Raw genomic sequence first — 24,384 nt, 5'->3', positions numbered from 1 at the left:
CAAGCAGCTATGCCTCTGTCCCAGTTTCGATCATGACCTTTAATCTTTTGCGGAGGCTCGTCCTTTTAGAGGCAATCATATGAGCTTGTCGGGCGCAAGAACGTTCGATGCGATGGTCGCATCCCAGTACCGTATCGGCAGTCTGCGGCAATTCTCGCTCGTTGGACTGGTCGTCGTGATCTCCTTTTTCATGCCTTGGACAGCGGGTGACAACACCGATGTGAGTTGGATAATCATTATCTGCGAGAAGATTTTTTCTGGTCAGAAACTCTATGTCGACATTTTAGAAACCAACCCGCCTTTTTCGGTCGCTCTGTATATCGGACCAGTGTGGTTGTCCCATAGGTTGGGAATTTCGCCGGAATTGGCGATCGAATATTTCATCTATCTTATCTTCGTCGTTTCGATTTTGTTGTCGGCCCTTGTGATCGAGAAAGGCAGGATCTTTGTCGATCTCAGAACCCAGTGGGTCTATCCCATGCTCGCGGTTCTGCTTCTGATCATGCCAGGGAATATTTTCGGACAACGCGAGCATATCGGTATGATGCTGTTCATGCCGATGCTGTTCCTGATGATGTGGCGTTCCAACGATAGTCAAGGCCAGCATATACCATTTGCACTTGCATTCACCGTTGGGCTGGCGGCAAGCGTGTTGCTGCTCGTTAAGCCCCACTGGGCACTTGGCATCGCACTGCCTTATCTTGTCATCGCCTGGCGAAGGCGGTCGCTTCTGGCCTGCCTGACTGTTGAGAATATCGTCATAGGCGCGATCTGCACGGGGTATCTCGCCAGCGTGCGAATATGGTTCCCAGAATTTCTTGATACGTTCTTGCCTTTGCTGATGCGCTACTATGTCAGTCTGCGGGCCAACATAAATATTCTGTTGGCGCTGCCGACCTTTGCGGTGTTCGTCGTTTTTATAGCCTTCCAGATGCGGAAATCTGCTTGGCGAAGTGATGTGGCAATTGCGGTAACAAGTGGCGCAGGCTTCTTTGTCTCAATGGCATATCTTGGCAAATATTGGCCCAATCACCAGTATCCGTATCAGCTTGCGTTGCTGGTCGCGATGCTGTTGGCTGTTGCATCGCGACGGCAAAAAGTGCTCGCGCTTTCAGGAGAAGAAGCGGCCTCGGAGCGCGCCAATGCGAGACTTCATTCTAGCGCCGCCTTTGCCGTGGTTGTCGCTCTCACGGTAACGCACCACCAGTTTTACCAGATGCCGGAAAAGAGCCTGGTCGATGCAATCAAGGCCCGATACTCCTCGCCGTCCATTGTTCAGGTCAGTTCGGATCTTTCCGTCGGGAATCCGCTGGCGAGGATGGTCAATGGCCGCTGGCTTTCAGCCTACGCTCATGATTGGGTTGGCGCCCATGCGCTTTGGGGTTTGATGAAAGGCAACTATCACGGCGAAGACGAACGAATAGCGCGGCACGACCTCGACAACTATACGCTTTATGTCAACTCCTTGATCCGCGACAACAAGCCGGACATCATCCTTGTCGATCGCTTGGACAAGAAGAAATCCGTGTTGTCGTTGGCAGCGAATTATCCTCCAATATGGACTACCTGGATGCGTCAGAACGCTGACTTCCAGGCCTTGATGAGCAATTACGAAGAGATCGCGCTAGGAGACTACATCGAGGTCTATGCGCGGCGCAGCAGTGCTCACTGACCCCTCGTCACCCGCCGCAGCGTCAGATTGATCCTGCCGCCATTTTTCAGCAGCGCCGAGGTCGAGGGATAGATGCGGTCGACGCCGTGAAAGCAGAGGCGTCCTTCGCCGCCGAGCACGACGACGTCGCCGCTCTTCAGCCGGAACGACCGGGTCGCCCCCTCGCGCGTCGTCTGGCCGACCCTGAACAGGCAGTCGTCGCCCAGCGAGACCGAGACGACGGGTGCTGAGAAATCCTCCTCGTCGCGGTCCTGATGCAGACCCATCTTCGCATCCGGCGCGTAGAAATTGACCAGGCATGCCTGCGGCGGATGCGGGTAGGCCGAGACCTCTCGCCACAACCGCATCAGCACATCAGGGATCGGCGGCCACGGCGTCCCTGTCACGGGGTGCGTCGGCTGGTAGCGATAGCCGCGTTCCTTGTCGGTGACCCAGCCGAGCGGGCCGCAATTGGTCATGCGCACGCTCATTTCCTTGCCGGTGCGCGGCATGGCCGGCACGAATAGCGGCGCCTGCTGGACGATGCCTCTCACATCCTCCACCAGCGCCTCCTGCACGTCGCGGGACAGATAGGCCGGCATGTGGCGGACGCCCTTGGGCAGAACGAGCATGAGGTCGGTCGCTAGCTCCGTTTCGTCGGTTCGAGCATGCCATCTGAAAATGAAAACGGCGACCCGAAAGCCGCCGTTCCCGAAAAATTCGCGTCTCCCTTGATCAGGTGAGGTCTGGAATGCGCAGGACCTGCCCCGGATAGATCTTGTCGGGATGGGTCAGCATCGGCTTGTTGGCCTCGAAGATGACCGTGTTCTTGGCGCCCTTGCCCTTGCCATAGCTTTTCTCGGCGATCTTCCAGAGATTGTCGCCCTTCTGGACGGTGTAGAAGGTCGGTTCCTTGGCCGCGGCCGCCGCCGAACCGGAGGCCGGCGCGACCTGCAACTCGTCCGCCTGCACCTTGGAGACGCCTAGCGTGTTGCCGACGGCGATGACCGCCTTTTCGAAAACCGACTGGTCCTTGACCACGCCCTTCAGCACCGCCGTGTCGCCCTGGACGACGACCTGCACGCCGTCGGTACCGAGCTTGTGCGAATCGAGTTCTTTCTTGAGCGTATCGGCGCTGGGTGCCGCTTCCTCGTCACCGCCTATGCCGAGCTTTTTGCCGACGCTCTTGACGAAATCGAACATACCCATCTCCAGGTCTCCTTGCTGTGGCAATGAGTAAACCTTGCATCTGCAAAGCGAAATTGAAAGCGGGTTCACGCGCGCGATTGGTGTGTTGCTTAATCGTTCTCTACCCGGCCGCGCAGTTTCTTGATGGTGCCGCGTCCGGCCTTGCTCTTCAGCCGCCGTTCGACCGCGCCTTTCGACGGTCTCGTCTTCTTGCGCGGCGGCGGTGGCGGCTCGGCCGCCTTGGCGACCAGCGCCGTCAGCCGCGCCCGTGCATCCGCCCGGTTCTGCTCCTGCGTGCGGAAGCGTCCGGCTTCGATGACGATGACGCCGTCCTTGGTGGCGCGCTGGCCGGCAAGCCTGATCGTGCGTTCGCGCACGCGCTCCGACAGGCCGGGTGCGTTGCGTGCATCGAAGCGCAGCTGCACCGCCGTCGCCACCTTGTTGACGTTCTGCCCGCCGGGGCCGGAGGAGCGGATGAAATCCTCGTGCAGATCACCCGGATGGATCACGGCATCGTCGGCAATGATGATTGTGTCGTCGCTCGTCATGCCGCAGTCATGGCGCGGCGCACGAAAAAAGAAAAGGCCCGATCGGGACCGGGCCTTGCGAGGATGGCTGAGCCTGGCGGGCGATTATTCCGCCGCTTCCCGCATGTGCGGCGCCGCGCCGAGGACGGAGGCGTCGACATGGCTTTCGAACTTCTCGAAATTGACGGCGAACATGCCGACCAGCCTTGCCGCTTGCCGGTCATAGGCCGATTTGTCGGCCCAGGTCGATCGCGGGTCGAGGATGGCGGCGTCGACGCCCGGCACCGCCACCGGCACCTCGAAACCGAAATTGGCGTCGGTACGGAAACCGGTCGTCTTCAGAGAGCCGTCGAGTGCCGCGGCAAGCAGCGCGCGCGTCGCCTTGATCGGCATCCGCCTGCCTGTGCCGTAGGCGCCGCCAGTCCAGCCGGTGTTGACCAGCCAGCAATCGGCACCGTGCTGCGCGATCAGCTCGCGCAGCAGATTGCCATATTCCGAGGGATGGCGCGGCATGAACGGCGCGCCGAAACAGGTCGAGAACGTCGCTTCGGGCTCGGTCACGCCCTTCTCCGTTCCGGCCACCTTGGCCGTGTAGCCGGACAGGAAATGATACATCGCCTGCGCCGGGGTCAGTCGTGCGATCGGCGGCATCACGCCGAAAGCGTCGGCGGTCAGCATGATGATGTTCCGGGGATGGTCGGCGCGCCCCGTCTTGCTGGCATTGGGTATGAAGTCGAGCGGATAGGCGCAGCGCGTGTTCTCGGTGAGCCGGCTGTCGTCGAAATCCGGCACGCCATGGGCGTCGAGAACGACGTTCTCCAGCACCGTGCCGAAGCGCTGCGTGGTGGCGAAAATCTCAGGCTCCGCTTCCGCCGACAGCTTGATGGTCTTGGCATAGCAGCCGCCTTCGAAATTGAAGATGCCGTGCGGCCCCCAGCCGTGCTCGTCGTCGCCGATCAGCGTGCGCGACGGATCGGCCGACAGCGTCGTCTTGCCGGTGCCCGACAGGCCGAAGAAAATCGCGGCGTCGCCGCCAGCGCCCTCATTGGCCGAGCAGTGCATCGGCATCACGCCCTTGGCCGGCAGCAGGTAGTTCAGCATTGTGAACACCGATTTCTTCATCTCGCCGGCATAGGAAGTGCCGCCGATCAGGACGATCTTGCGGGTGAGGTCGACGGCGATCACGGTTTCGGTGCGGGTGCCGTGGCGGGCGGGGTCGGCGCGGAAGGAGGGCAGGTCGATGATCGTCATCTCGGGCACGAAATGGTCGAGCTCCGCAGCTTCCGGACGGATCAGCAGGTTGCGGATGAACAGCGAATGCCAGGCAAACTCGGTGATGACCCTGGTGGGCAGCTTCAGCTCATGGTCTGCGCCGCCGACAAGGTCCTGCACGTAGAGATCCTTGTCCGCGGCGTGCGCCCGGAACTCTTCGAGCAGCGTCTCGAACTGGTCCGGCGAGATCGCCTTGTTGTTGTCCCACCAGATGTCATTCTCGGTGGCGCCGTCGCGGACGACGAACTTGTCCTTGGGCGAACGGCCGGTGTGCTGGCCTGTTTCGGCGACCAGCGCGCCATGTGCGGTCAGCCGCGCTTCGCCGCGCCTGATCGATTCCTCGTAGAGGGCGGGCGCCCCGAAATTGTAGCGCACCAGGCCAGAGGTTCTGAGACCGATACGATCGATCGCGCAGGCAGGATTGCGTTTGCCGACTTCCGACATGGGTGACCCTTCTCCGATTTGCCGCATCTTTGCCGGCGCCTTTCCGGCACGCCCACTACGCGAGCTTAGATGGTCAGAACCAGAAAAGCCGAATGATATCAAATCATTAATCGATTTAAAAATTTTGAAAGTTGTTTAAATCGTTTATATGTGCAAAAAGTTTCGTGGTTGCCCAAAGGATTGGCGGCGCTGGTTCGTCCAATCCATATCGAGGTGCGATCGTGGCCGCCGGCATGCCGCCCGTGACAGCGGCGAAGGCCTATGCCACATTTTGTACCTAATTTGTCCTGCAAAAGCCCCTTCTCTACCAAAGAAGGGACAGCTCATGAGGGAGCCGCTTGAAATGGCAACAATCGCGCTTGTCGATGACGACCGCAACATTCTGACCTCGGTGTCGATCGCCCTCGAATCGGAAGGCTATCGCGTCGAAACCTACACGGATGGTGCGTCCGCGCTGGAAGGCCTGGCGGCGCGCCCGCCGAATCTCGCCATCCTCGACATCAAGATGCCGCGCATGGACGGCATGGAACTCTTGCGCCGGATGCGCCAGAAATCCGACCTGCCGGTCATCTTCCTGACCTCCAAGGACGACGAGATCGACGAGCTGTTCGGCCTCAAGATGGGCGCCGACGACTTCATCCGCAAACCCTTCTCGCAGCGTTTGCTGGTCGAGCGGGTGCGCGCGGTGTTGCGTCGTGCCAGCGCCCGTGAGGCCGCGGCAAAAGCGCCCAGCCAGCAGGCGCGCTCGCTCGAGCGCGGCCAGCTCGTCATGGACCAGGAACGCCACACCTGCACCTGGAAGGGGGAACCGGTGACGCTCACCGTCACCGAATTCCTGATCCTGCATTCGCTGGCACAGCGCCCCGGCGTCGTAAAAAGTCGTGATGCGCTGATGGATTCGGCTTATGATGAGCAGGTCTATGTTGACGACCGTACCATCGACAGCCACATCAAGCGGCTGCGCAAGAAGTTCAAGGCCGTCGACGACGACTTCGAGATGATCGAAACCCTTTACGGAGTCGGATACCGGTTCCGCGAGGCGTGAATAGGCGGGTAGGCAATAGAGAATAGTCGGTAGTCAGTTTTGAATGGTGCGAGCGGCCACCCGTGCATCGCCGTGATCTCAGCCAACCATTTCTCTATTCGCTACCCGCTACTCACTAATACTAAGCAGGGAACTGCTGTTCGATGGCAGTGGAAGCACAGCGGAGCAGATCGGCGGGCGTTGCAAGGCGGCCGGCGCGCATCATGCCCGCGTTCCTGTCGAAGCTCACCGTGCCCATGCGCCGCTTCCTCGGCCATCACATCTTTTCCAGCCTGACGCGGCGTATCCTCTTCCTCAATCTCGCCGGCCTCGCAGTCCTGGTCACCGGCATTCTCTATCTCAACACCTTCCGCGACGGGCTGATCGACGCCCGCGTCGAAAGCCTGATGACCCAGGGCGAGATCATCGCCGGCGCGATCGCCGCCTCGGCGACGGTCGAGACCGATTCGATCAGCATCGATCCGGAAAAGCTGCTTGAGCTGCAGGCCGGCGAAAGCCTGGGACCGGGCTCCGACCAGCTCGACAATCTGGATTTCCCGATCAATCCCGAGCGCGTCGCCCCGGTGCTGCGCCGGCTGATCTCGCCGACCCGCACCCGCGCCCGCATCTACGACCGCGACGCCAATTTGCTGCTCGATTCGCGCCATCTCTATTCGCGCGGCCAGATCCTTCGGTACGATCTGCCCCCGGTCGACGAGGAAGAGCCCGACCTTGTCGAACGCATCCAGAAGTTCATCTTCGACTTCTTCCGCAACACCGATCTGCCGGTCTATCACGAGCAGCCGGGCGGCAATGGCGCCGCCTTCCCGGAAGTGGTCAAGGCGCTGACCGGCAGCCCGTCGACCATCGTCCGGATCAGCGAACAGGGCGAGCAGATCGTTTCCGTCGCGGTGCCGATCCAGCGCTTCCGCGCCGTTCTCGGCGTGTTGATGCTGTCGACCGAAGGCGGCGACATCGATAAGATCGTCGCCGCCGAACGCAAGGCGATCCTGCGCGTCTTTGGCATCGCGGCGCTCGTCACCGCCATCCTGTCGATGCTTCTGGCCTCCACCATCGCCAATCCGCTGCGCCGGCTGTCGGCGGCGGCCGTGCGGGTGCGGCGCGGCGTCAAGAGCCGCGAGGAAATCCCTGATTTCTCCGACCGGCAGGACGAGATCGGCAATCTGTCGATTGCCGTGCGCGACATGACGAACGCGCTCTATGCGCGCATCGAGGCGATCGAGAGCTTCGCCGCCGATGTTTCCCATGAATTGAAGAACCCGCTGACCTCGCTGCGCAGCGCGGTGGAGACCTTGCCGCTCGCCAAGAACGACAATTCGCGCAGCCGGCTGATGGAGATCATCCAGCACGACGTCAGGCGGCTGGACCGCCTCATCACCGACATTTCGGACGCCTCCCGTCTCGACGCCGAGCTGGCGCGGGATGACGCGGGGACCGTGGACCTGAAGAAGTTCATCACCGACCTCGTCGCCGTCTCGCGTGAAACGACGCGCAACAAGAAGGCGGTCGAGATCGAGCTCAGGGTCGCCAAGCTGCCGCAGGGCGTCAAGGGCTATTTCGTCGTCGGCCACGACCTGCGCATCGGCCAGGTTATCACCAACCTGATCGAGAACGCCCGCTCCTTCGTGCCAGAGGAGCGCGGCCACATCATCCTGTCGCTGGCGCGCACCGGCAAGTTCAACATCCTCACCGTCGATGACAATGGTCCCGGCATCCGTGCCGACAACATCGACCGCATCTTCGAACGTTTCTACACCGACCGGCCCGCCGGCGAGGCGTTCGGCCAGAATTCAGGCCTTGGCCTGTCGATATCCAGGCAGATCGTCGAGGCCCATGGCGGCACGCTGACCGCCGAGAACATCCCCGGCACCAAGCCAGGCGAGATCAAGGGCGCCCGCTTCGTGGTTACGCTGCCGGCCGAAGCATGATCCCGAAAAGTGGGAACCGGTTTTCGGATCAGATCATGCCTCATGCAAAAATGATCCCGGATATCGCGGCCTTGCGGCCGTCATCCTCGGGCTTGTCCCGTGGATCCGCCGCACAGCGGGACTATGGTGCGAACACTATTGGAAGGCCTGCAGATTCTCGGGATGACGGGGTTGGATCAGGATTTCCGAAATGCATAAGCGGGCACGCTCATGCAGCCTGAAAACATCCACGCAACGGCCATCCTGATCGGCGAGCGCGGCGTTCTCGTCAGCGGCGCATCCGGTTCGGGCAAGACGACGCTGGCGCTGGCGCTCATTGACCATTGCCACCCGCGAGGCTTGTTCTCACGGCTCGTCGGCGACGACCAGCTTTTCGTCATGGCACATGCGGGACGGCTGGTGTGCCGCGCGCCCGCCGCGATCGAGGGCCTGGTCGAGGTGCGCGGGCGTGGTCCGCGACCCGTGCCGTTTGAGGCGGGCGCCGTCATCGATCTGCATGTCAGGCTTTTGCCGGCCGGCGAAGTGGCACGCTTTCAGGAGGATGCCGACGACAACATCGCCGGCTGCCTGGTGCCGCGGATTGACGTGGCGGAACGCAATATTGCCGCTGCCTTGCCCGCCGTGATGGCGCATCTGTCGATCGCGCCTTTTCTATGATGCGACCGGGGTTTTTTGCTGCAATGCGTCAAAATGGCATGGGCCGGCGCAATTTTGGGCTTGTCAACGAGCCGCGCGTCGACAAGATAGCGCTCCCGCCGCCTGGAATGGCTGGCGAGCATAAAATGCGCCTGTGAAGCGGCGATGACGGGAGCCACCAAAGAATGATCGGACTCGTGCTTGTAACGCACGGTCAACTGGCCACCGAGTTCCGACATGCCGTGGAACATGTCGTCGGGCCACAAGACAATTTCGAAACCGTGGCGATCGGGGCTGACGACGATATGGAGCAGCGCCGGCGCGACATCGTCGACGCCGTCGCCCGTGTCGACACCGGGGCGGGCGTCATCGTGCTGACCGACATGTTCGGAGGCACGCCATCGAACCTTGCCATTTCCGTGATGGAGTCCGGCCGCACCGAAGTCATCGCCGGCATGAATTTGCCGATGCTGATCAAGCTCTCCTCGATTCGCAAGGGCGACAACATGGCGGCGGCCCTCGACGAGGCGCAGGCGGCGGGGCGCAAATACATCAATGTCGCCAGCCAGCTCCTGAGCAGCAAATGAGCACGATGTCGTCGGAAAAGGACCAGATCGTCCGCGAATTTCCGATCGTCAACCAGCGCGGCCTGCACGCGCGCGCCTCGGCCAAGTTCGTACAGCTCGCCAGCGGCTACAACGCGTCGGTCCATGTCGAGAAGGACGGCGTCAAGGTCGGCGGCACCTCGATCATGGGTCTGATGATGCTGGCTGCAAGTCCGGGTTATTCGATTCGCGTCACCGCCAGCGGTCCCGAAGCGCTTGAGGTCATGAATGCGCTGGAGCAGCTGGTGGCGTCCCGCTTCGGCGAGGAATGCTGATCCCTTACCTTCGCATGAAAGACATGCAGGGATAAAGATTTCTTTATATCCCATTGTCGTCTTGACGCCGATCTGCTAGTCAGTCGGGCAATTCGCGCCCTTCGACGCGCCTGCCGGCGCGGGCGCATCCGCAACCAATTCAACAGCGTAACAATTCGCATCGGAGCACTGCCATGACGGGTAGCAAGGACTATGTGGTCGCCGACATCTCGCTTGCCGGCTGGGGCCGCAAGGAAATCGAGATCGCCGAAACCGAAATGCCGGGCCTGATGGCCTGCCGCGAGGAATTCGGCTCCAAGAAGCCGCTCAAGGGCGCGCGCATCACCGGCTCGCTGCACATGACCATCCAGACCGCGGTGTTGATCGAGACGCTGAAGGCGCTCGGTGCCGATATACGCTGGGCTTCCTGCAACATCTTCTCGACCCAGGACCATGCGGCTGCTGCCATCGCCGAGGCCGGCATCCCGGTCTTCGCCGTTAAGGGCGAGACGCTTGAGCAGTACTGGGACTACACCGACAGGATTTTCCAGTGGGCCGACGGCGGCACCTCCAACATGATCCTCGATGATGGCGGCGACGCCACCATGTACATCCTGATCGGCGCGCGCGCCGAGGCCGGCGAGGACGTGCTGTCCAATCCGCACAGCGAGGAGGAGGAATATTTCTATGCCCAGGTCAAGAAGCGCATGAAGGCTTCGCCCGGCTTCTTCACCAAGCAGAAGGAAGCGATCCGGGGCGTCACCGAAGAGACGACCACCGGCGTCAACAGGCTCTACCAGCTGCAGAAGAAGGGCTTGCTGCCTTTCCCGGCCATCAATGTCAACGACTCCGTCACCAAGTCGAAATTCGACAATAAATATGGCTGTAAGGAATCGCTGGTCGACGGCATCCGCCGCGGCACCGACACCATGATGGCCGGCAAGGTCGCCGTCGTCTGCGGCTATGGCGACGTCGGCAAGGGCTCGTCCGCCTCGCTGAAGGGCGCCGGCGCCCGCGTCAAGGTCACCGAGGTCGATCCGATCTGCGCCCTGCAGGCGGCGATGGACGGCTTCGAGGTCGTCACGCTCGAAGATGCCGCACCCACCGCCGACATCGTCATCACCACCACCGGCAACAAGGATGTCGTCACCCTCGACCACATGCGTTCGATGAAGGACATGGTGATCGTCGGCAACATCGGTCACTTCGACAACGAGATCCAGGTGGCATCGCTGCGCAACCTGAAATGGACCAACGTCAAGCCTCAGGTCGACATGATCACCTTCCCCGATGGCAAGCGCATGATCTTGCTGTCGGAAGGCCGCCTGCTCAACCTCGGCAACGCCACCGGCCATCCGAGCTTCGTCATGTCGGCGTCCTTCACCAACCAGGTGCTGGCGCAGATCGAGCTATTCACCAAGGGCGAGCAGTACCAGAACCAGGTCTACGTGCTGCCCAAGCATCTCGACGAGAAGGTCGCGCGCCTGCATCTCGACAAGCTCGGCGCTCGCCTGACCGAACTGTCGGGCGAACAGGCAGCCTATATCGGCGTGACCCCGCAGGGTCCGTTCAAGCCGGAACACTACCGCTATTAACCAAAGCTGAATTTACTACCAGATATTGACGCCGGGCGATTGACTTTTCGCCCGGCTTTATTTTTGCGCCGAATGATTCTTCACGCCGATTCCAGCAGGCGCTATTGTTGTGATTCGCGGTCCGGGGACGAGGACCGGCGTACGCATCAGGGCGGTCTTGCATTCAGGCGGCGAAGAGGACCAAGACATGCCGGGGGATAACCCGCTTTGCGCGGGACGGGCCGTTTCCGGCGGCCATGACGATTCGAGGATTACCGGCACCGCCACGCGAGGCGGGCACCCTTCATGGCGCGCGCGCGCCGGACTGTTCCTTGCCGGCTCCGCACTTGGCTGGCCTTTGGCCGGCACGGTGGCCCACGCCCAGGCTGCTGGTGCGGAGGCCGCAAGCCTATCGGTGAGCACGGTCGAGGTCGTGCAGCTTGCCGTCTTTGTCGGAGTGATGGGAGCGGCATTCCTGTCGGCCATCGTTCTGATCCGGGAGAGAGCGCGCACCTCGGCCGAAAATGTCGAGCTCAGGAGCCGCATCGCGGACATCAACGCGGCGCTGCGCCGTTCGGAGGCGCTGCTCAACTTGCGCGACCAGCGTGTCGTCGTCTGGGCCTCGGAGAACAAGAAACCCGAGCTCATCGGCACGCTGCCGGTCGAAAGCGGCGCGCCCGAGGAGCGGGCCGCCTTCCTTGCCTTCGGCCGCTGGCTGATGCCGCGCTCGGCTGCGGCACTCGAGCATGCCGTCGCGGGGCTGCGCGAAAGAGCCGTGTCCTTCGACCTCGTCATCGAAACGCAGACCGGCGCTCCGCTGGAAGTGCATGGCCGCAAGAGCGCGGCGCATGTGCTGGTGCGGTTCGTTTCCCTTTCCGAGACGCAACGCAGCCAGGCCCGGCTGAAGATCGAAAACCAGCGGCTGGCCGCCGATCATGATACGATGATCGGCCTGCTCGAGGCGCTGAAGATGCCGGCATGGCTGCGCGGCGAGGACGGCCGCCTGAGATGGGTGAACCGGGCCTATGCCGAAGCGGTCGAGGCCGAAAGCGCGGAGATGGCCGTCCGCGACGCCAAGGAATTCCTCGGCGGCCAGGCGCGCGAAGCGATCGCTGCCCAGCACAAGTCCCATCCTGTCTTCGAACAGACGCTTTCCACGGTGATCGAGGGCGACCGCCGCGTCTTCGCGGTGACCGATTTCGCCGGCGCCGACGGTTCGGCCGGGCTTGCCTGCGACACCAGCGCCATCGAAACGATCCGCAGCGAATATGAGCGCACCGTGCGCAGCCACGCCGACACGCTCGACCAGCTCAACACGGCGGTCGCGATCTTCGACACCGACGAGAAGCTGCGCTTCTTCAACCAGGCTTTCCAGAAGCTCTGGGGCCTCGATGCAGGCTTCCTGCACAGCGCGCCCGATAACGCTTTGCTGCTGGATCGGCTGCGCAGCGAGGGCAAGATCGCCGAGCAGCCGGAGTGGCGCCGCTGGAAGGAAGGCCTGCTCGGCGCCTACCGCGCGGTGGAATCGCAGGAGCATTGGTGGCACCTGCCCGACGGCAAGACCATCCGCGTCGTCGCCAACCCGCAGCCCAAGGGCGGCGTCACCTGGGTGTTCGAGAACCTGACCGAGAAGATGGACCTCGAAAGCCGCTACCGCACCGCGGTGCGGGTCCAGGGCGAAACACTCGACAACCTCGCCGAAGGCGTGGCGGTGTTCGGTCCCGACGGCAGGCTGCGCCTGTCGAACCCGGCATTTGCTACTTTGTGGGGCCTGGACGCCGAAACCGCCCGGCCCAATGTCCATGTTTCCGCAATCCGTGAGCTTTGCGACCTGCAAGCGATCGACAGCCCGTGGGGCGGCTTCGTCGCCGCCATCACCGGCTTCGACGACGAGCGCCGCGACCGCCACGGCCAGACCGAGCTCAACAACGGCACCGTGCTGCGCTACGCCGTGATCCCCCTGCCCAACGGGCAAGTGATGATGACCTTCGTCGACGTTACCGACAGCGTCCGTGTCGAACGCGCGCTCAAGGACAAGAACGAGGCGCTGGAGAAATCTGACCAGCTCAAGAACGAATTCGTCCAGCACGTGTCCTACGAACTGCGCTCGCCGCTGACCAACATCATCGGCTTCACCGAACTGCTGTCGCTGCCGGCCACCGGTCCGCTGACGCAGAAGCAGCGCGAATATGTCGAGCATGTCGGCTCGTCGTCCTCGGTGCTTTTGACCATCGTCAACGACATACTCGACCTCGCCACGGTCGATGCCGGCATCATGCAGCTCGACATTTCCGAGGTCCATGTCGACCGCACGATCGCCGCCGCCGCCGAGCTGGTTGCCGACCGGCTGGAAGAGCATTCAATCAGGCTCGAGGTCGATGCCGCGGCGGCGCCGAAGACCTTCCACGGCGACGAAATCCGCATCCGCCAGATCCTCTACAACCTGCTCAGCAACGCCGCCAACTACGCGCCGGAGGCCAGCGCCATCCGGCTCGCCTGCCGTCAGTTGGCGGACGGTGTGGAATTCTCGGTCCATGACGATGGACCCGGCATGCCGCCCGACGTGCTTGACTCGGTGTTCCGCCGCTTCGAGCCGCGCGCCAATGGCGGCCGCCGGCGCGGCGCCGGGCTCGGACTGTCGATCGTCAAGAGCTTCGTCGAGCTGCATGGCGGCAGCGTCCGCATCGAAACCGGCAAGGACAAGGGCACGACCGTCATCTGCACCTTTCCCGACATGCCGGGCATCCGCGCCGCGGCCGAGTAGCGCACTCGATGGCCGCATTGATGCTCGAGCGTTTACTCGCCGACGAAACACAGACAGCGCGGCTGGGTGAGGATCTGGCGCTGGCGTTGCGCGCCGGCGACATCCTGGCGCTGAAGGGCGATCTCGGCGCGGGCAAATCGACGCTGGCGCGGGCGCTGATCAGGGCCGTGGCCGACGATGCCGGTCTCGACGTGCCGAGTCCTACCTTCACCCTTGTGCAAAGCTACGATACGCGCATCCCGGTCCATCATTTCGACCTCTACCGCCTGTCCTCGGCAGCCGAGCTCGATGAACTGGGCTTCGACGAGGCGTTGGCGCAAGGCGCGGCCCTTGTCGAATGGCCGGAACGGGCCGAGGGTTATTTGCCTGGGACCGCCGTGTTGATCGAACTCGTCCAGCATGGCGATGGCCGATTGGCGAGACTGTCCGGGCAAGGCGCTGCCTACGATCGGGTGGCGCGGTCGCTCGCCATGCGTGATTTCCTCGAAGGCGCTGGATGGGGCGAGGCCAGCCGCCGCCATTTCATCGGCGATGCCTCTGCCCGCTCCTACGAAATTGTCTCGCTTCCAGGCCACGCCGCGAGGGTGCTGATGAACTCGCCGCGGCTGGTGCTGGGCCCGCCGGTGCGCGACGGCAAGCCCTATGGCGTCATCGCCCACACCGCCCAGTCGGTGTCAGCCTTCGCCGCCATCGACCGCGCGCTGCTCGCCGCCGGGGTCAGCGTTCCCGAAATCCATGCGCAGGATCTCGACCAGGGATTCCTGCTACTCGAACATCTGGGCTCCGAAGGTTTCCTGGACGGGCATGGCAGGCCGGTCGCCGGGCGCTATGAGGCGGCGGCCGAACTGCTCGCCATGATGCATGGCAAGACCTGGCCCCACCGGATGGAGGCCGCGCCCGGCGTGTTTCACGATGTGCCGCCCTTCGACCGCGACGCCATGCTGATCGAGGCGGACCTGCTGGTCGATTGGTACGTGCCGATGCTGACGGGCGCTCCGGCGGGCGATGCCTTGCGCGTCGGCTACCACAAGGAGTGGAACGCGGTTCTCGACCGGCTCGCTGACAGCCAATACACGCTGATGCTGCGTGACTTTCATTCGCCGAACATCATCTGGCGCGCTGAGCGCTCCGGCCATGACCGGCTCGGTATCGTCGATATCCAGGACGCGTTGATCGGCCCCGCCGCTTACGACGTCGCCTCGCTGGCCATGGACGCGCGCGTCACCATCCCGCCAGGCATCGAGAAACGCACGCTCGATGCCTATGTCGCCGCCCGCCACGCGGCCGGCCCATTTGACGAGGCGGCATTCCTCGAGGCCTATGCGATCATGGCGGCGCAGCGCAATTCCAAGATCCTCGGCATCTTCGTCCGGCTCGAAAAACGCGACGGCAAGCCCTATTATCTGAAGCACTTGCCGCGTATCCGCGACTATCTGCGCCGGGCGCTGTCTCATCCTGCCTTGGCCGGCCTTCGCGAGTTCTATACCGCTCACGGTCTGCTGGAGGAGCAAACGCCGTGACATCGATACCGGACGCAGCGAGCGTGCCCAAAACTGCGATCGTGCCCAAAACTGCGATAGTGCTTGCCGCAGGGCTCGGCAAGCGCATGCGGCCGATCACCGACACGATCCCCAAGCCGCTGGTCAGGATCGCCGGCAAGACGCTGCTCGACTGGGGCCTCGACAGTCTCGCCGCGGCCGGCATCGGCAAGGCCGTCGTCAACGTGCACTATCTTCCCGAACAGATCGTCGCCCATCTCGGCGCGCGCCATGCGCCGCGGATCGTCATTTCGGACGAGAGCGAGCGGTTGCTCGATTCCGCCGGCGGCATCGTCAAGGCGCTGCCGGAGCTCGGCCAACAGCCCTTCTACATCCTCAACGCCGACACCTTCTGGATCGACCAAGGAACGCTCAATCTCAACCGTCTCGCCCTTGCATGGGACGCCGCGAAAATGGATATTCTGCTGATGCTGGCGGATCTCCATCAGGCGACCGGACACTGCGGCAGCACCGATTTCCTGGTGGCGCCGGACGGCACCCTGCGGCGTTCCAAGGGCGATCCGGCGGGCCTGATCTATGCCGGGGCGGCGATCGTCCATCCGCGCATCTTCAAGGGTGCCCTGCCGGAACCTCATTCGCTTAACGCCTACTTCGACAAGGCGATCGCCGCCGGCCGGCTGTCCGGCATGCCGATGCATGGCCATTGGATCACCGTCGGCACGCCTGACGCTATTGCGAGCGCGGAAGCGGCGGTCGCCGACGCGCTAGCCGAGTTGCAATGAGCGGCCCGGGCCGCGTTTTCTCCATTCCGCCCGGTGCGCCGTTTCTGCCGACGCTTGCCGAGGCGCTGCTGGCCGGGCGTCTTGTTCCGGGCTTTCGCTTCGATGGCGACCCGCTCGCTTTGGCCGATGTCATCATCTATGTGCCGACGCGCCGCGCCGCGCGCGCCTTGCGTGGCGTCTTCGTCGACAGCCTGTCGGCGAGGGGCGGCGGCGGTTCGGCGATTCTGCCGGTCATCCGGCCGCTCGGCGAGTTCGATGAGGACGAGGCCGCGTTCGAGACGGAAGCGTCGGCGGCCATCGACCTCGCGCCGCCGATCGCGGCGACCGAACGCCTGTTGCTGCTGGCGCCGTTGGTGCGTGCCTGGAAACGCCGGCTGCCGGCGCATGTGGCGGCGCTTTTCGACGAGGAGATCGTCATTCCGGCCTCCGCCGCCGATGCGATCTGGCTGGCGCGCGATCTCGCCCGGCTTATGGATGAGATCGAGACGGAAGGCACGGACTGGACGCGGCTCGCCGATCTGGTGAGCGGCAATCTCGCGGGATGGTGGCAGGTCACGCTCGATTTCCTCGGCATCGTCACCGAAGCCTGGCCGAAATTCCTTGGGGAACGGAACCTCTCCAACCCGGCCGCGCATCGCAGCGCCCTGCTCCGGCTGGAAGCGGCGCGGTTGCGGCGCAATCCGCCCGCCGGGCCGGTTATCGCCGCCGGTTCCACCGGCTCCATCCCCGCCACGGCAGAGCTGCTGGCCGCCATCGCCCGCTTGGCGGGCGGAGCCATCGTGCTGCCAGGCCTCGACCGGACGATGGATGAGCCGTCCTTCCAGGCCATCACGGCGCCGGGCGCACGTCCGGCCGTGCTCGGCCATCCGCAATACGGCCTCGCCAAGCTGATCGGCACCATCGGGGTGCTGCGCGGCGATGTCGAGGAGATAGGCGCGGCCGGACATGAACTCGCGCTTCGCGCCGCCCTCGTGGGCGAAGCGCTGCGGCCGGCCGAGACCACCGAATTGTGGGCCGAGACGCGCAGCGGCTTTTCCGCCTCCGACATCGAGCAGGCGTTCTCCGGCGTGAGCCTGCTGGAAGCGGCCAGCGAACGCGATGAAGCCGTGGCGATCGCCGTTGCGCTCAAGCGCGCCGTCGAGCAGCCCGGCCAAAGGGCGGCTCTCGTTACCGGCGACCGGGCGCTGGCGCGCCGCGTCTCGGTCGAACTCGCCCGCTTCGGCGTCGTCGCCGACGATTCCGGCGGTGTGCCGCTTTCCAACACGCCCGCCGCCGGCCTGCTTGGGCTGGCGTTGCAGGCGGTGTTCCGCCCCGGTGACCCCGTCGGCCTGCTGTCGTTGCTCAAGCATCCCCTGCTTGCCGTTGGCCTGGACCGGACGAGCGTTCGCCATGCGGCGGAACTGATCGAGCTGGTGGCGCTGCGCGGCGGCACCGGCCGCCCCGACATCGCGTCGCTGCCGGACCTGTTCGAAGCCCGCCTGGTTGACCTCGGCGCCGACAGCAGGCGGCCTTTCTGGTTTGCCCGGCTGACCGTGCGCGCCATCGAAGGCGCGCGGAATTTGCTCGGACGTCTCAACGAAGCGCTGGCGCCGCTTGCCGCCTTTCGCGGCCAGGCCGACGCCGGTCTTGTCGCGCTGGTCGGGGCCAGCGTCGTGGTGTTGGAAAATCTCGGCCGTGCGGCCGATGGCGGGCTTGGCGCACTCTATGCCGGCGATGCCGGCGAGAAACTGGCCGACCTGTTGCGTGGACTGGTCGCGGCGTCCGTGCCGCTGTCGTTTGCCGCCGACGAATGGCCAGATGTCATGGCGGCGCTGATCGCGCCCGAGACGGTCAAGCCGGCGCAAGGCACAGACAGGAACATCGCCATCTGGGGGGCGCTGGAAGCCCGCTTGCAGAATGTCGACACGCTGGTCATCGGCGGCATGAACGAAGGCGTGTGGCCGCGCAAACCCGAAAGCGATCGCTTCATGTCGCGGCTGATGAAGACCGGCATCGACCTGGAGCCGCCCGAACGGCGCATTGGGCTTGCCGCGCATGATTTCCAGATGGCCATGGGGGCGGCGAAGGTGGTGCTGTCGCGCTCCGCACGCGCCGGTGACGCGCCCGCCGTGCCCTCGCGCTGGCTGCAGCGCATTCTCACTTATATCGGCAAGGACCAGGCAGCCAGGCTTGCCGAACGCGGCGACGAGCTCATCGCCTGGGCGCGCGCGCTCGATACCGGCCCGCGGCGGGATTTCGCGCCGCGCCCGCAGCCGAAGCCGCCGGTCGCGCTGCGTCCAACCCATTTCTCGGTCACCGAGATCGAGACGCTGCGTCGCGATCCCTACGCCATCTATGCCAGGCGCATCCTCGGCCTGCTGCCGCTCGACCCGGTCATCCGCGACCCGGGTGCGGCCGAGCGCGGCACGCTGTTCCACGCCATCCTGCATCTGTTCTCGGGCAGCGTGGCCGATCCGCGTGCTCCCGATGCGCTGGCCGGCCTGCTCGCCGCCGGCCGAACCTGCTTCGCCGAGGCAGCACTTCCCGCCGATGTCGAGGCGGTCTGGTGGCCGCGTTTCGAAAAGCTCGCCGCCAGCATCATCGAATGGGAACGCGGCCGCGCTGGGGCCGTGGCCCGGCGCCACGCCGAGGCGCGAGCGGCCAAGACCGTGGTCGGCCAATCCGGGATCACCCTGTCGGGCTATGCCGACCGGGTCGATCTTCTCCATGGCGGCATGGCCGACATATTGGACTACAAGACCGGCTCCTCGCCTTCCAAGGCGCAGGCGCACACGCTGCTGTCGCCGCAACTGGCCCTGGAGGGCGCGTTGCTCAGGCGCGGCGCTTTCCAGGAACTCGGCGCGCGCGAGCCCTCGCAATTGGCTTTTGTCAGGCTGAAGCCGAATGGCGAGGTCTTCGAGGAATCGATCCTCGAATACAACCGGCAGCCACGCACCGCCACGGACCTCGCCGAGGAGGCCTGGGCGCGGCTGGAGAAATTGCTCATCCACTATGCCGATCCGGCGGCCGGCTACCTGTCGCGGGCACTGCCGTTCCGCGAAGGCGAGACCGACGGCAACTACGACCATCTCGCCCGCGTGCTCGAATGGTCGGCGGGCGGCGATGCGGATGACGAGGGAGGGGAGGCATGAAGAAAGCCTATCCCATCCCCGGCGAAACCGCCTCCAGGCAGGCCAGCGCCTCGGATCCGAGGAATTCCGCCTGGGTGTCGGCCAATGCCGGGTCCGGCAAGACCCATGTGCTGGCCCAGCGCGTGATCCGCCTCCTGCTTCGCGGCACCGATCCGTCGAAGATACTGTGCCTGACCTATACGCGTGCCGCCGCCGCCAACATGTCGAACCGGGTGTTCTCGACCCTGTCGGAATGGACCGCGCTCGGCGATGCCGAACTGGCGGTGAGGGTCGAGGCGCTCGATGGCCGCCGGCCCGACTGCGAAACCATGCGCCGCGCCCGCCGCCTGTTTGCCGAGGCGCTGGAAACGCCCGGCGGCCTGAAGATCCAGACCATTCATGCCTTCTGCGAATCGGTGCTGCACCAGTTCCCGCTGGAAGCCAACATCCCCGCGCATTTCGAGATGCTCGACCCGCAGATGGAGGCATCGTTGTTCGCCGCCGCGCGCCGTGAAATGATTTCGGGCAGCGCGGCGGATCGGCCGGACCTCGCCGAAGCTTTCGCCGCCGTGCTCGAGCGCGGTGGCGAGGCCGGGCTCGACGCTTTGCTGGGTGAGATCGTCCGCAAGCGCGACGAACTGGGCGCCTTCATCGGTGAAATCGATCGAGGCGGCCCGAACTTCCAGACGCTGTTCGACGAATTCCAATTCCGCCCCGGCCAGACCGCCGAAGGCATAGCGACCGCCATCTGGCCGCTGCCCGGCTTCCTGCCGGATTATTTTGCCGGCTTCGCCCAGGCGGCGGAGGCCGCCGACGCCAGGACGGTGCTCAACAACATCTTGCCTCATGCGCGCCTGGCTTTCGCGGAAACCGACCCCGTGCGCCGCCTGCAGCTGCTTTCGCGGGCTTTCCTGAAGGCCGACGGCGACGTCTACGATCCAGCCAATGCATTCAAAAAGGCGCTGCTCGACCGGCTGCCGGACCTGGCGGAGCGCTATCTCTCGGCGACCACCGCAATCGTCGAGACGGTCGACCGGCTCGCCCTGTTCCGAATGCTGGAGGGCACGCGCGCCGCGCTGACGCTGGCCGACTGGCTGGTCGCCCGCTACGAGCAGTTGAAGCGTGGCCGCGGGTTCCTCGACTTCAACGACCTGATCACCCGCACCGTCAGTCTCCTGGCCAGGCCCGATGCCGGCCCGTGGGTGCAATACAAGCTCGACCAGGGCATCGACCACATCCTGCTCGACGAGGCGCAGGACACCAGCCCCGACCAGTGGGAGGTGGTGAAGCGGCTGGCCGAGGAATTCTTCGCCGGCATCGGCGCCCGCGACACCGCGCATCGGACGATCTTCGCTGTCGGTGACGAAAAACAGTCGATCTATTCCTTCCAGGGAGCGGCGCCGGATTCCTTCGCCGACAGCAGGCTCCTGTTCGCAAGCAAGGTGCGCGACGCCGATGCGCCCTTCGCCGATCTGAAGCTCACCTGGTCGTTCCGCTCGACCGACGATGTTCTGGCCGCTGTCGACCGTGTCTTCGCCGATCCGGTCGTGCGGCGCGGCATCAGCCATGACCCCGACCCGCTGAGCCACAAGGCGATACGCACCGATGCACCGGGCTATGTCGAGGTCTGGCCATCCATCGGCGCCGATGTCGTCGACGAGCCGGACGACTGGACCCAGGCAGTCGACCATGCCCGCGCGCCGGCGGTTCGGGTTGCCGAAAACGTCGCCGCCACCATTGCCGGCTGGATCGGCAATGGCGAGGTCATCGAAGGCCGCGGCAAGAGGCTGCGCCCTGGCGACGTGCTGGTGCTGGTGCGCAAGCGCGATCGCTTCGTTCATGCACTGACGCGTGCCCTGAAACGTCGTGACATCCCGGTCGCCGGCGCGGACCGGTTGAGCCTGCCCGGCCACATCGCGGTCAAGGACCTGATCGCGCTCGGCCATTTCCTGATCCAGCCGCAGGACGATCTGTCGCTCGCCGCCGTGCTGCGGAGCCCGATCTTCGATCTGTCGGAAGAGATGCTTTTCACACTGGCCGCGCAAAGACCATCCGGCCTGTCGCTGGCCGAGTCCCTGCGCCAGCATGCCAGCCAAAGCGAAGCGCTCGCGGCGGTCGCCGCTCAACTCGACATCTGGGCCAACGAGGCCGTCTTCAAGCCGGTGTTCGAATTCTATGCCGGCCTGCTGGCACGCGGTGGCGTGCGCCGCAAGATGGTTGCGCGGCTCGGGCCGGAAGCCGGGGACATTCTCGACGAATTCCTGAGTTTCTGCCTTGCCGAGGAGCGGACCGGCTTGCCCGGGCTGGAAGCCTTCCTGTCGACGCTGGAGAGCGCCGGTCCAGAAATCAAGCGCGAGATGGACCAGACCCGCGACGAGGTCCGCGTCATGACCGTGCATGCAGCCAAGGGGCTCGAGGCGCCTGTCGTCTTCCTGGTCGATGGCGGTTCGGCTCCGTTCAGCGATCAGCACCTGCCGCGCCTGATGCCGTTCGAGGGTTCCGGGCTGAACTGGAGCGGCAAGGGCTTTCTCTGGCGTTCGGCCAGCGACGTCGCCAACGCCATTTCGAAGGCTGCCGCGGCAAGGGCGCGCGATCTCGCCGATGACGAGTATCGGCGGCTGCTCTATGTCGGCATGACCCGGGCCGAGGACAGGCTGATCGTCTGCGGTTATCACGGCAAGCGCGCGCCGAACACCGGCACCTGGCATTCGCTCGTCAGCCGTGCCCTGGTCGGGGCGCCGGAGAGTGCCGAGTATCCGCATCCGGCCGGCGGCGGCGTCTCAGTGCATCGCTTCCAGGTGACCGGATTGCCGCCGTTTGCACCGGTCGCCGAGAGCGAAGCCAGGCAGACGCGGGACTTCGGGCCGCCGCCCGAAATCTTGTTCAAGCCGCTGCCGCCATACGAGGACCTGCCGCGCCCGCTGTCGCCATCCGGAGCCTCCGCCCTGATCGACGAGGGCAAGGAAAGCGTCATCGACACCGGCTCGCCAGTGCTGGATGGCGACGCCGAACCCGGCTTCGCCGTCATGCGAGGCCTGGCGCTGCACAAACTGCTGCAGATGCTGCCCGGCGTGGCGCAAAACGAACGCCAGGGCGCAGCCGAACGCTATCTCGCCCGCGCCGGCGCGCAATGGCCGGCCGGCGAGTGCGAAAAGGCGGTCGCCTCGGTGATGGCGATCCTTGCCGATCCGCGTTTCGCGCCGCTTTTCGGACCCTCTTCGCGCGCCGAAGTGGCGGTCATGAGCAGCCTCGACGTCAAGGGCACGAAACGCTCGATTTCCGGCAAGATCGACAGGTTGGCGGTGACGCCGGACCGCGTATCCATCATCGATTACAAGACCAATCGGCCGGCGCCCGCCTCGCTGGGCGAGGTTCCGCCCGCCTATCTGCTGCAGCTCGCGCTCTATCGCGCCTTGCTGCGGCCGCTCTATCCCGGCCGCGAAGTCACGGCGGCCTTGCTGTTCACGGAGGCGCCGCGGCTGATCGAACTGCCGGCTCGGGCCATGGATGACGCTCTTGCCCGACTCACGCGAGCGTGACACAAGAACTGCTTGAAGAAGGGCGCGGCAACCACCACATTTGGTGCGACGAAAAATTTCGAAAGGATTTCCGCATGGCTACCGTCAAGGTCGACAAGAACAATTTCCAGACCGCTGTGCTCGACGCCAAGGAGCCGGTCGTGGTGGATTTCTGGGCGGAATGGTGCGGTCCCTGCAAGATGATCGCGCCGGCGCTGGAAGACATCGCCAATGAGCTCGGCAGCAAGGTGAAGATCGCCAAGCTCAACATTGACGAGAATCCCGAACTGGCAGCGGAATTCGGCGTGCGCTCGATCCCGACGCTGATGATCTTCAAGGGCGGCGAAAGAGCCGATGTGAAGGTTGGCGCCGCGCCCAAGACCGCGCTGTCGCACTGGATCAACGGTAATCTCGCCTGATCAATCCGAAATTCCTGACATCAAGCCCGGCCGATCGCGCCGGGCTTTTTGTTGGCGTCATTGGTCGCCCGCTCTGGCCCTGACGTCCGGGGCCTCCATGTCTTCTGCTGGCAGCAGATGCAGGGAGAGGAAAAATGACCGGATCCGCCAAGGCCACCGTCTTCATCGACAATGAGCGCGTCATCGTCACGGAATACCGCTTTCAGCCGGGCGACAACACCGGCTGGCACCGCCATGGCCACGACTATGTTGTCGTGCCGCTGATGGACGGCAAGGTAAAGCTTCTGACCAAGGACGGCGAATCCTTCGCCGAAATGAAGAAAGGCGCGCCCTATTTCCGCAGGGAAGGCGTCGAGCACGACGTCATCAGCGCCAATGAGGGCGAATATGCCTTCATTGAGATCGAGCTGAAATAGCGGCGTTCGCCTCGAATACCGCAGCGGAAACCGGTATATATGTCTTCCAACAACGGAGTTTGAGATGGCCGAACCTCAGCTCTCGGTCCGTAGCGCAAAAGCACGCGACCTGGCTCATAGACTTGCTCGTCGCGAAAATCGCTCGATAGCAGATGTCGTCGAGCGAGCGCTTGAATCGTACGAGATCCGTGAGGCGGGACGCGAGCCCGCCACCACCTTCTACGCCCGCCTCACGGCCAGTTGTGGCGTCGATATCGATCTGAAGGAAATCATCCGCGACGGCCGCCTGGTTCATGCTGGACCCGAGCTTTGATTTTCGTCGACACCGATGTGATTTCAGAAACACTCAAGAAGGCACCGGACGAAGCCGTTCTCGCCTGGCTTGTCCGCAACGATGCTGAATTGGCCCACGGTGACGATTGCTGAAGTCGCTTTCGGCATTCACAAAATCCGACCTGATGAGCGTGCGGATCGCCTGGAGCAGGGGCTTTCTCAATGGCGCCGTCGCTTCGCCGACCGGATTTCTGGGCTGACGGAAGAGGCTGCGCTGGTTTACGGGGAGATCATGGGAACCGCCAGCCGCCTGGGCCGTGGAATGTCGGCTCCCGATAGCATGATCGCCGCGATCGTGCGTGTAAACGGTGGTCGGCTGGCGATGCGCAACCTCAACGACTTTGCCACCGCCAACCTCGACCTGATCTCACCGTGGGATTTCTAGCGTTGGAACGGATCACGCGAAGCGTCTTTGGTAT

Annotated in this window: 19 protein-coding genes and 1 pseudogene; 16 read left to right on the top strand and 4 right to left on the bottom strand. The window is 64.0% G+C overall.

Translation table 11 applies throughout. From position 1 onward, the window contains the following. The first annotated feature begins 79 nt into the window (after positions 1–79). Positions 80–1,672: a hypothetical protein gene (locus FJ946_RS06900; RefSeq protein WP_140554567.1), complete on the top strand. Its 1,593-nt coding sequence runs from the start codon at positions 80–82 to the stop codon at positions 1,670–1,672. Here FJ946_RS06900 and FJ946_RS06895 read toward each other — a convergent pair. The 4 genes from FJ946_RS06895 to FJ946_RS06880 all read right to left on the bottom strand — a co-directional run bounded on the left by FJ946_RS06895 (position 1,666) and on the right by FJ946_RS06880 (position 5,082). Next, positions 1,666–2,283: an alpha-ketoglutarate-dependent dioxygenase AlkB gene (locus FJ946_RS06895; protein WP_140524103.1), complete on the bottom strand. Its 618-nt coding sequence runs from the start codon at positions 2,281–2,283 to the stop codon at positions 1,666–1,668. The genes FJ946_RS06900 and FJ946_RS06895 overlap by 7 nt on opposite strands. A 103-nt stretch (positions 2,284–2,386) precedes the next feature. Continuing rightward, entirely contained in the window at positions 2,387–2,860 is a 474-nt protein-coding gene (gene lysM / locus FJ946_RS06890) for a peptidoglycan-binding protein LysM (RefSeq protein WP_140491191.1), read from the bottom strand. 89 nt (positions 2,861–2,949) lie between these two features. Next, positions 2,950–3,387, bottom strand: a complete 438-nt coding sequence (arfB, locus tag FJ946_RS06885) for an alternative ribosome rescue aminoacyl-tRNA hydrolase ArfB (RefSeq protein ID WP_140491189.1) — start codon at positions 3,385–3,387, stop codon at positions 2,950–2,952. 84 nt (positions 3,388–3,471) lie between these two features. Then, positions 3,472–5,082 (bottom strand): phosphoenolpyruvate carboxykinase, encoded by a 1,611-nt coding sequence (locus FJ946_RS06880; RefSeq protein ID WP_140563523.1) that lies wholly within the window; start codon positions 5,080–5,082, stop codon positions 3,472–3,474. A gap of 343 nt (positions 5,083–5,425) precedes the next feature. Here FJ946_RS06880 and FJ946_RS06875 point away from each other — a divergent pair, with 343 nt between their 5' ends. The 15 genes and pseudogenes from FJ946_RS06875 (at position 5,426) to FJ946_RS06800 (ending at position 24,350) form a co-directional block, all read left to right on the top strand. Beyond that, positions 5,426–6,127, top strand: coding sequence for a response regulator transcription factor (locus FJ946_RS06875; RefSeq protein WP_010912942.1), 702 nt, complete (start codon positions 5,426–5,428; stop codon positions 6,125–6,127). Positions 6,128–6,270: 143 nt separating this feature from the next. After that, the gene (locus tag FJ946_RS06870) at positions 6,271–8,055 is read left to right on the top strand and encodes a sensor histidine kinase (RefSeq protein WP_140491185.1); all 1,785 of its coding nucleotides are present in this window, start codon (positions 6,271–6,273) and stop codon (positions 8,053–8,055) included. Positions 8,056–8,265: 210 nt separating this feature from the next. After that, complete coding sequence (locus FJ946_RS06865) at positions 8,266–8,712, top strand: HPr kinase/phosphorylase (protein ID WP_140563521.1); 447 nt, start codon at positions 8,266–8,268, stop codon at positions 8,710–8,712. A gap of 164 nt (positions 8,713–8,876) precedes the next feature. Next, on the top strand, positions 8,877–9,278 hold the full coding sequence (locus FJ946_RS06855) for a PTS sugar transporter subunit IIA (protein ID WP_010912939.1): 402 nt from the start codon (positions 8,877–8,879) through the stop codon (positions 9,276–9,278). Next, positions 9,275–9,571, top strand: a complete 297-nt coding sequence (locus FJ946_RS06850) for an HPr family phosphocarrier protein (RefSeq protein ID WP_140491179.1) — start codon at positions 9,275–9,277, stop codon at positions 9,569–9,571. Before FJ946_RS06855 ends, FJ946_RS06850 begins: the two co-directional genes overlap by 4 nt. 173 nt (positions 9,572–9,744) lie before the next feature. After that, positions 9,745–11,145, top strand: coding sequence for an adenosylhomocysteinase (gene ahcY / locus FJ946_RS06845; protein WP_140517752.1), 1,401 nt, complete (start codon positions 9,745–9,747; stop codon positions 11,143–11,145). 187 nt (positions 11,146–11,332) lie between these two features. Continuing rightward, complete coding sequence (locus FJ946_RS06840; protein WP_140563519.1) at positions 11,333–13,888, top strand: PAS domain-containing sensor histidine kinase; 2,556 nt, start codon at positions 11,333–11,335, stop codon at positions 13,886–13,888. Between the two features lie 8 nt (positions 13,889–13,896). Next, the gene (gene tsaE / locus FJ946_RS06835) at positions 13,897–15,408 is read left to right on the top strand and encodes a tRNA (adenosine(37)-N6)-threonylcarbamoyltransferase complex ATPase subunit type 1 TsaE (protein WP_140563517.1); all 1,512 of its coding nucleotides are present in this window, start codon (positions 13,897–13,899) and stop codon (positions 15,406–15,408) included. After that, positions 15,405–16,169 carry a nucleotidyltransferase family protein gene (locus FJ946_RS06830; RefSeq protein WP_281405852.1) on the top strand — a complete coding sequence of 255 codons (765 nt, stop codon included), beginning with the start codon at positions 15,405–15,407 and terminating at the stop codon, positions 16,167–16,169. Before tsaE ends, FJ946_RS06830 begins: the two co-directional genes overlap by 4 nt. After that, positions 16,166–19,300 (top strand): double-strand break repair protein AddB, encoded by a 3,135-nt coding sequence (gene addB / locus FJ946_RS06825; RefSeq protein ID WP_140563515.1) that lies wholly within the window; start codon positions 16,166–16,168, stop codon positions 19,298–19,300. The genes FJ946_RS06830 and addB overlap by 4 nt, the downstream gene beginning before the upstream one ends. Beyond that, positions 19,297–22,818, top strand: coding sequence for a double-strand break repair helicase AddA (addA, locus tag FJ946_RS06820; RefSeq protein WP_140563513.1), 3,522 nt, complete (start codon positions 19,297–19,299; stop codon positions 22,816–22,818). Before addB ends, addA begins: the two co-directional genes overlap by 4 nt. A 74-nt stretch (positions 22,819–22,892) precedes the next feature. Further along, the gene (gene trxA, locus FJ946_RS06815) at positions 22,893–23,216 is read left to right on the top strand and encodes a thioredoxin (protein ID WP_140491167.1); all 324 of its coding nucleotides are present in this window, start codon (positions 22,893–22,895) and stop codon (positions 23,214–23,216) included. 134 nt (positions 23,217–23,350) lie between these two features. Next, the gene (locus FJ946_RS06810; RefSeq protein ID WP_140524093.1) at positions 23,351–23,632 is read left to right on the top strand and encodes a cupin domain-containing protein; all 282 of its coding nucleotides are present in this window, start codon (positions 23,351–23,353) and stop codon (positions 23,630–23,632) included. Between the two features lie 64 nt (positions 23,633–23,696). After that, positions 23,697–23,945 (top strand): type II toxin-antitoxin system VapB family antitoxin, encoded by a 249-nt coding sequence (locus FJ946_RS06805; RefSeq protein ID WP_140524091.1) that lies wholly within the window; start codon positions 23,697–23,699, stop codon positions 23,943–23,945. Then, a pseudogene (locus FJ946_RS06800) lies at positions 23,942–24,350 on the top strand (PIN domain-containing protein). The gene FJ946_RS06805 and the pseudogene FJ946_RS06800 overlap by 4 nt, the downstream one beginning before the upstream one ends. Positions 24,351–24,384: the final 34 nt, after the last annotated feature.

It is taken from the genome of Mesorhizobium sp. B2-4-7 (genome assembly GCF_006442685.1).
In the GTDB taxonomy this organism is placed as follows: Bacteria; Pseudomonadota; Alphaproteobacteria; order Rhizobiales; family Rhizobiaceae; genus Mesorhizobium.
The sequence above is the reverse complement of the archived record's forward strand: the minus strand, read 5'-3'. Positions and strand labels throughout refer to the sequence as shown.

Bases quoted from the DNA above. Each gene is read 5' to 3' on its own strand.
- FJ946_RS06900 (WP_140554567.1), top strand. From the start codon at position 80: ATGAGCTTGTCGGGCGCAAGAACGTTCGATGCGATGGTCGCATCCCAG.
- FJ946_RS06895 (WP_140524103.1), bottom strand. From the start codon at position 2,283: ATGCTCGTTCTGCCCAAGGGCGTCCGCCACATGCCGGCCTATCTGTCC.
- lysM (WP_140491191.1), bottom strand. From the start codon at position 2,860: ATGGGTATGTTCGATTTCGTCAAGAGCGTCGGCAAAAAGCTCGGCATA.
- arfB (WP_140491189.1), bottom strand. From the start codon at position 3,387: ATGACGAGCGACGACACAATCATCATTGCCGACGATGCCGTGATCCAT.
- FJ946_RS06880 (WP_140563523.1), bottom strand. From the start codon at position 5,082: ATGTCGGAAGTCGGCAAACGCAATCCTGCCTGCGCGATCGATCGTATC.
- FJ946_RS06875 (WP_010912942.1), top strand. From the start codon at position 5,426: ATGGCAACAATCGCGCTTGTCGATGACGACCGCAACATTCTGACCTCG.
- FJ946_RS06870 (WP_140491185.1), top strand. From the start codon at position 6,271: ATGGCAGTGGAAGCACAGCGGAGCAGATCGGCGGGCGTTGCAAGGCGG.
- FJ946_RS06865 (WP_140563521.1), top strand. From the start codon at position 8,266: ATGCAGCCTGAAAACATCCACGCAACGGCCATCCTGATCGGCGAGCGC.
- FJ946_RS06855 (WP_010912939.1), top strand. From the start codon at position 8,877: ATGATCGGACTCGTGCTTGTAACGCACGGTCAACTGGCCACCGAGTTC.
- FJ946_RS06850 (WP_140491179.1), top strand. From the start codon at position 9,275: ATGAGCACGATGTCGTCGGAAAAGGACCAGATCGTCCGCGAATTTCCG.
- ahcY (WP_140517752.1), top strand. From the start codon at position 9,745: ATGACGGGTAGCAAGGACTATGTGGTCGCCGACATCTCGCTTGCCGGC.
- FJ946_RS06840 (WP_140563519.1), top strand. From the start codon at position 11,333: ATGCCGGGGGATAACCCGCTTTGCGCGGGACGGGCCGTTTCCGGCGGC.
- tsaE (WP_140563517.1), top strand. From the start codon at position 13,897: ATGGCCGCATTGATGCTCGAGCGTTTACTCGCCGACGAAACACAGACA.
- addB (WP_140563515.1), top strand. From the start codon at position 16,166: ATGAGCGGCCCGGGCCGCGTTTTCTCCATTCCGCCCGGTGCGCCGTTT.
- addA (WP_140563513.1), top strand. From the start codon at position 19,297: ATGAAGAAAGCCTATCCCATCCCCGGCGAAACCGCCTCCAGGCAGGCC.
- trxA (WP_140491167.1), top strand. From the start codon at position 22,893: ATGGCTACCGTCAAGGTCGACAAGAACAATTTCCAGACCGCTGTGCTC.
- FJ946_RS06810 (WP_140524093.1), top strand. From the start codon at position 23,351: ATGACCGGATCCGCCAAGGCCACCGTCTTCATCGACAATGAGCGCGTC.
- FJ946_RS06805 (WP_140524091.1), top strand. From the start codon at position 23,697: ATGGCCGAACCTCAGCTCTCGGTCCGTAGCGCAAAAGCACGCGACCTG.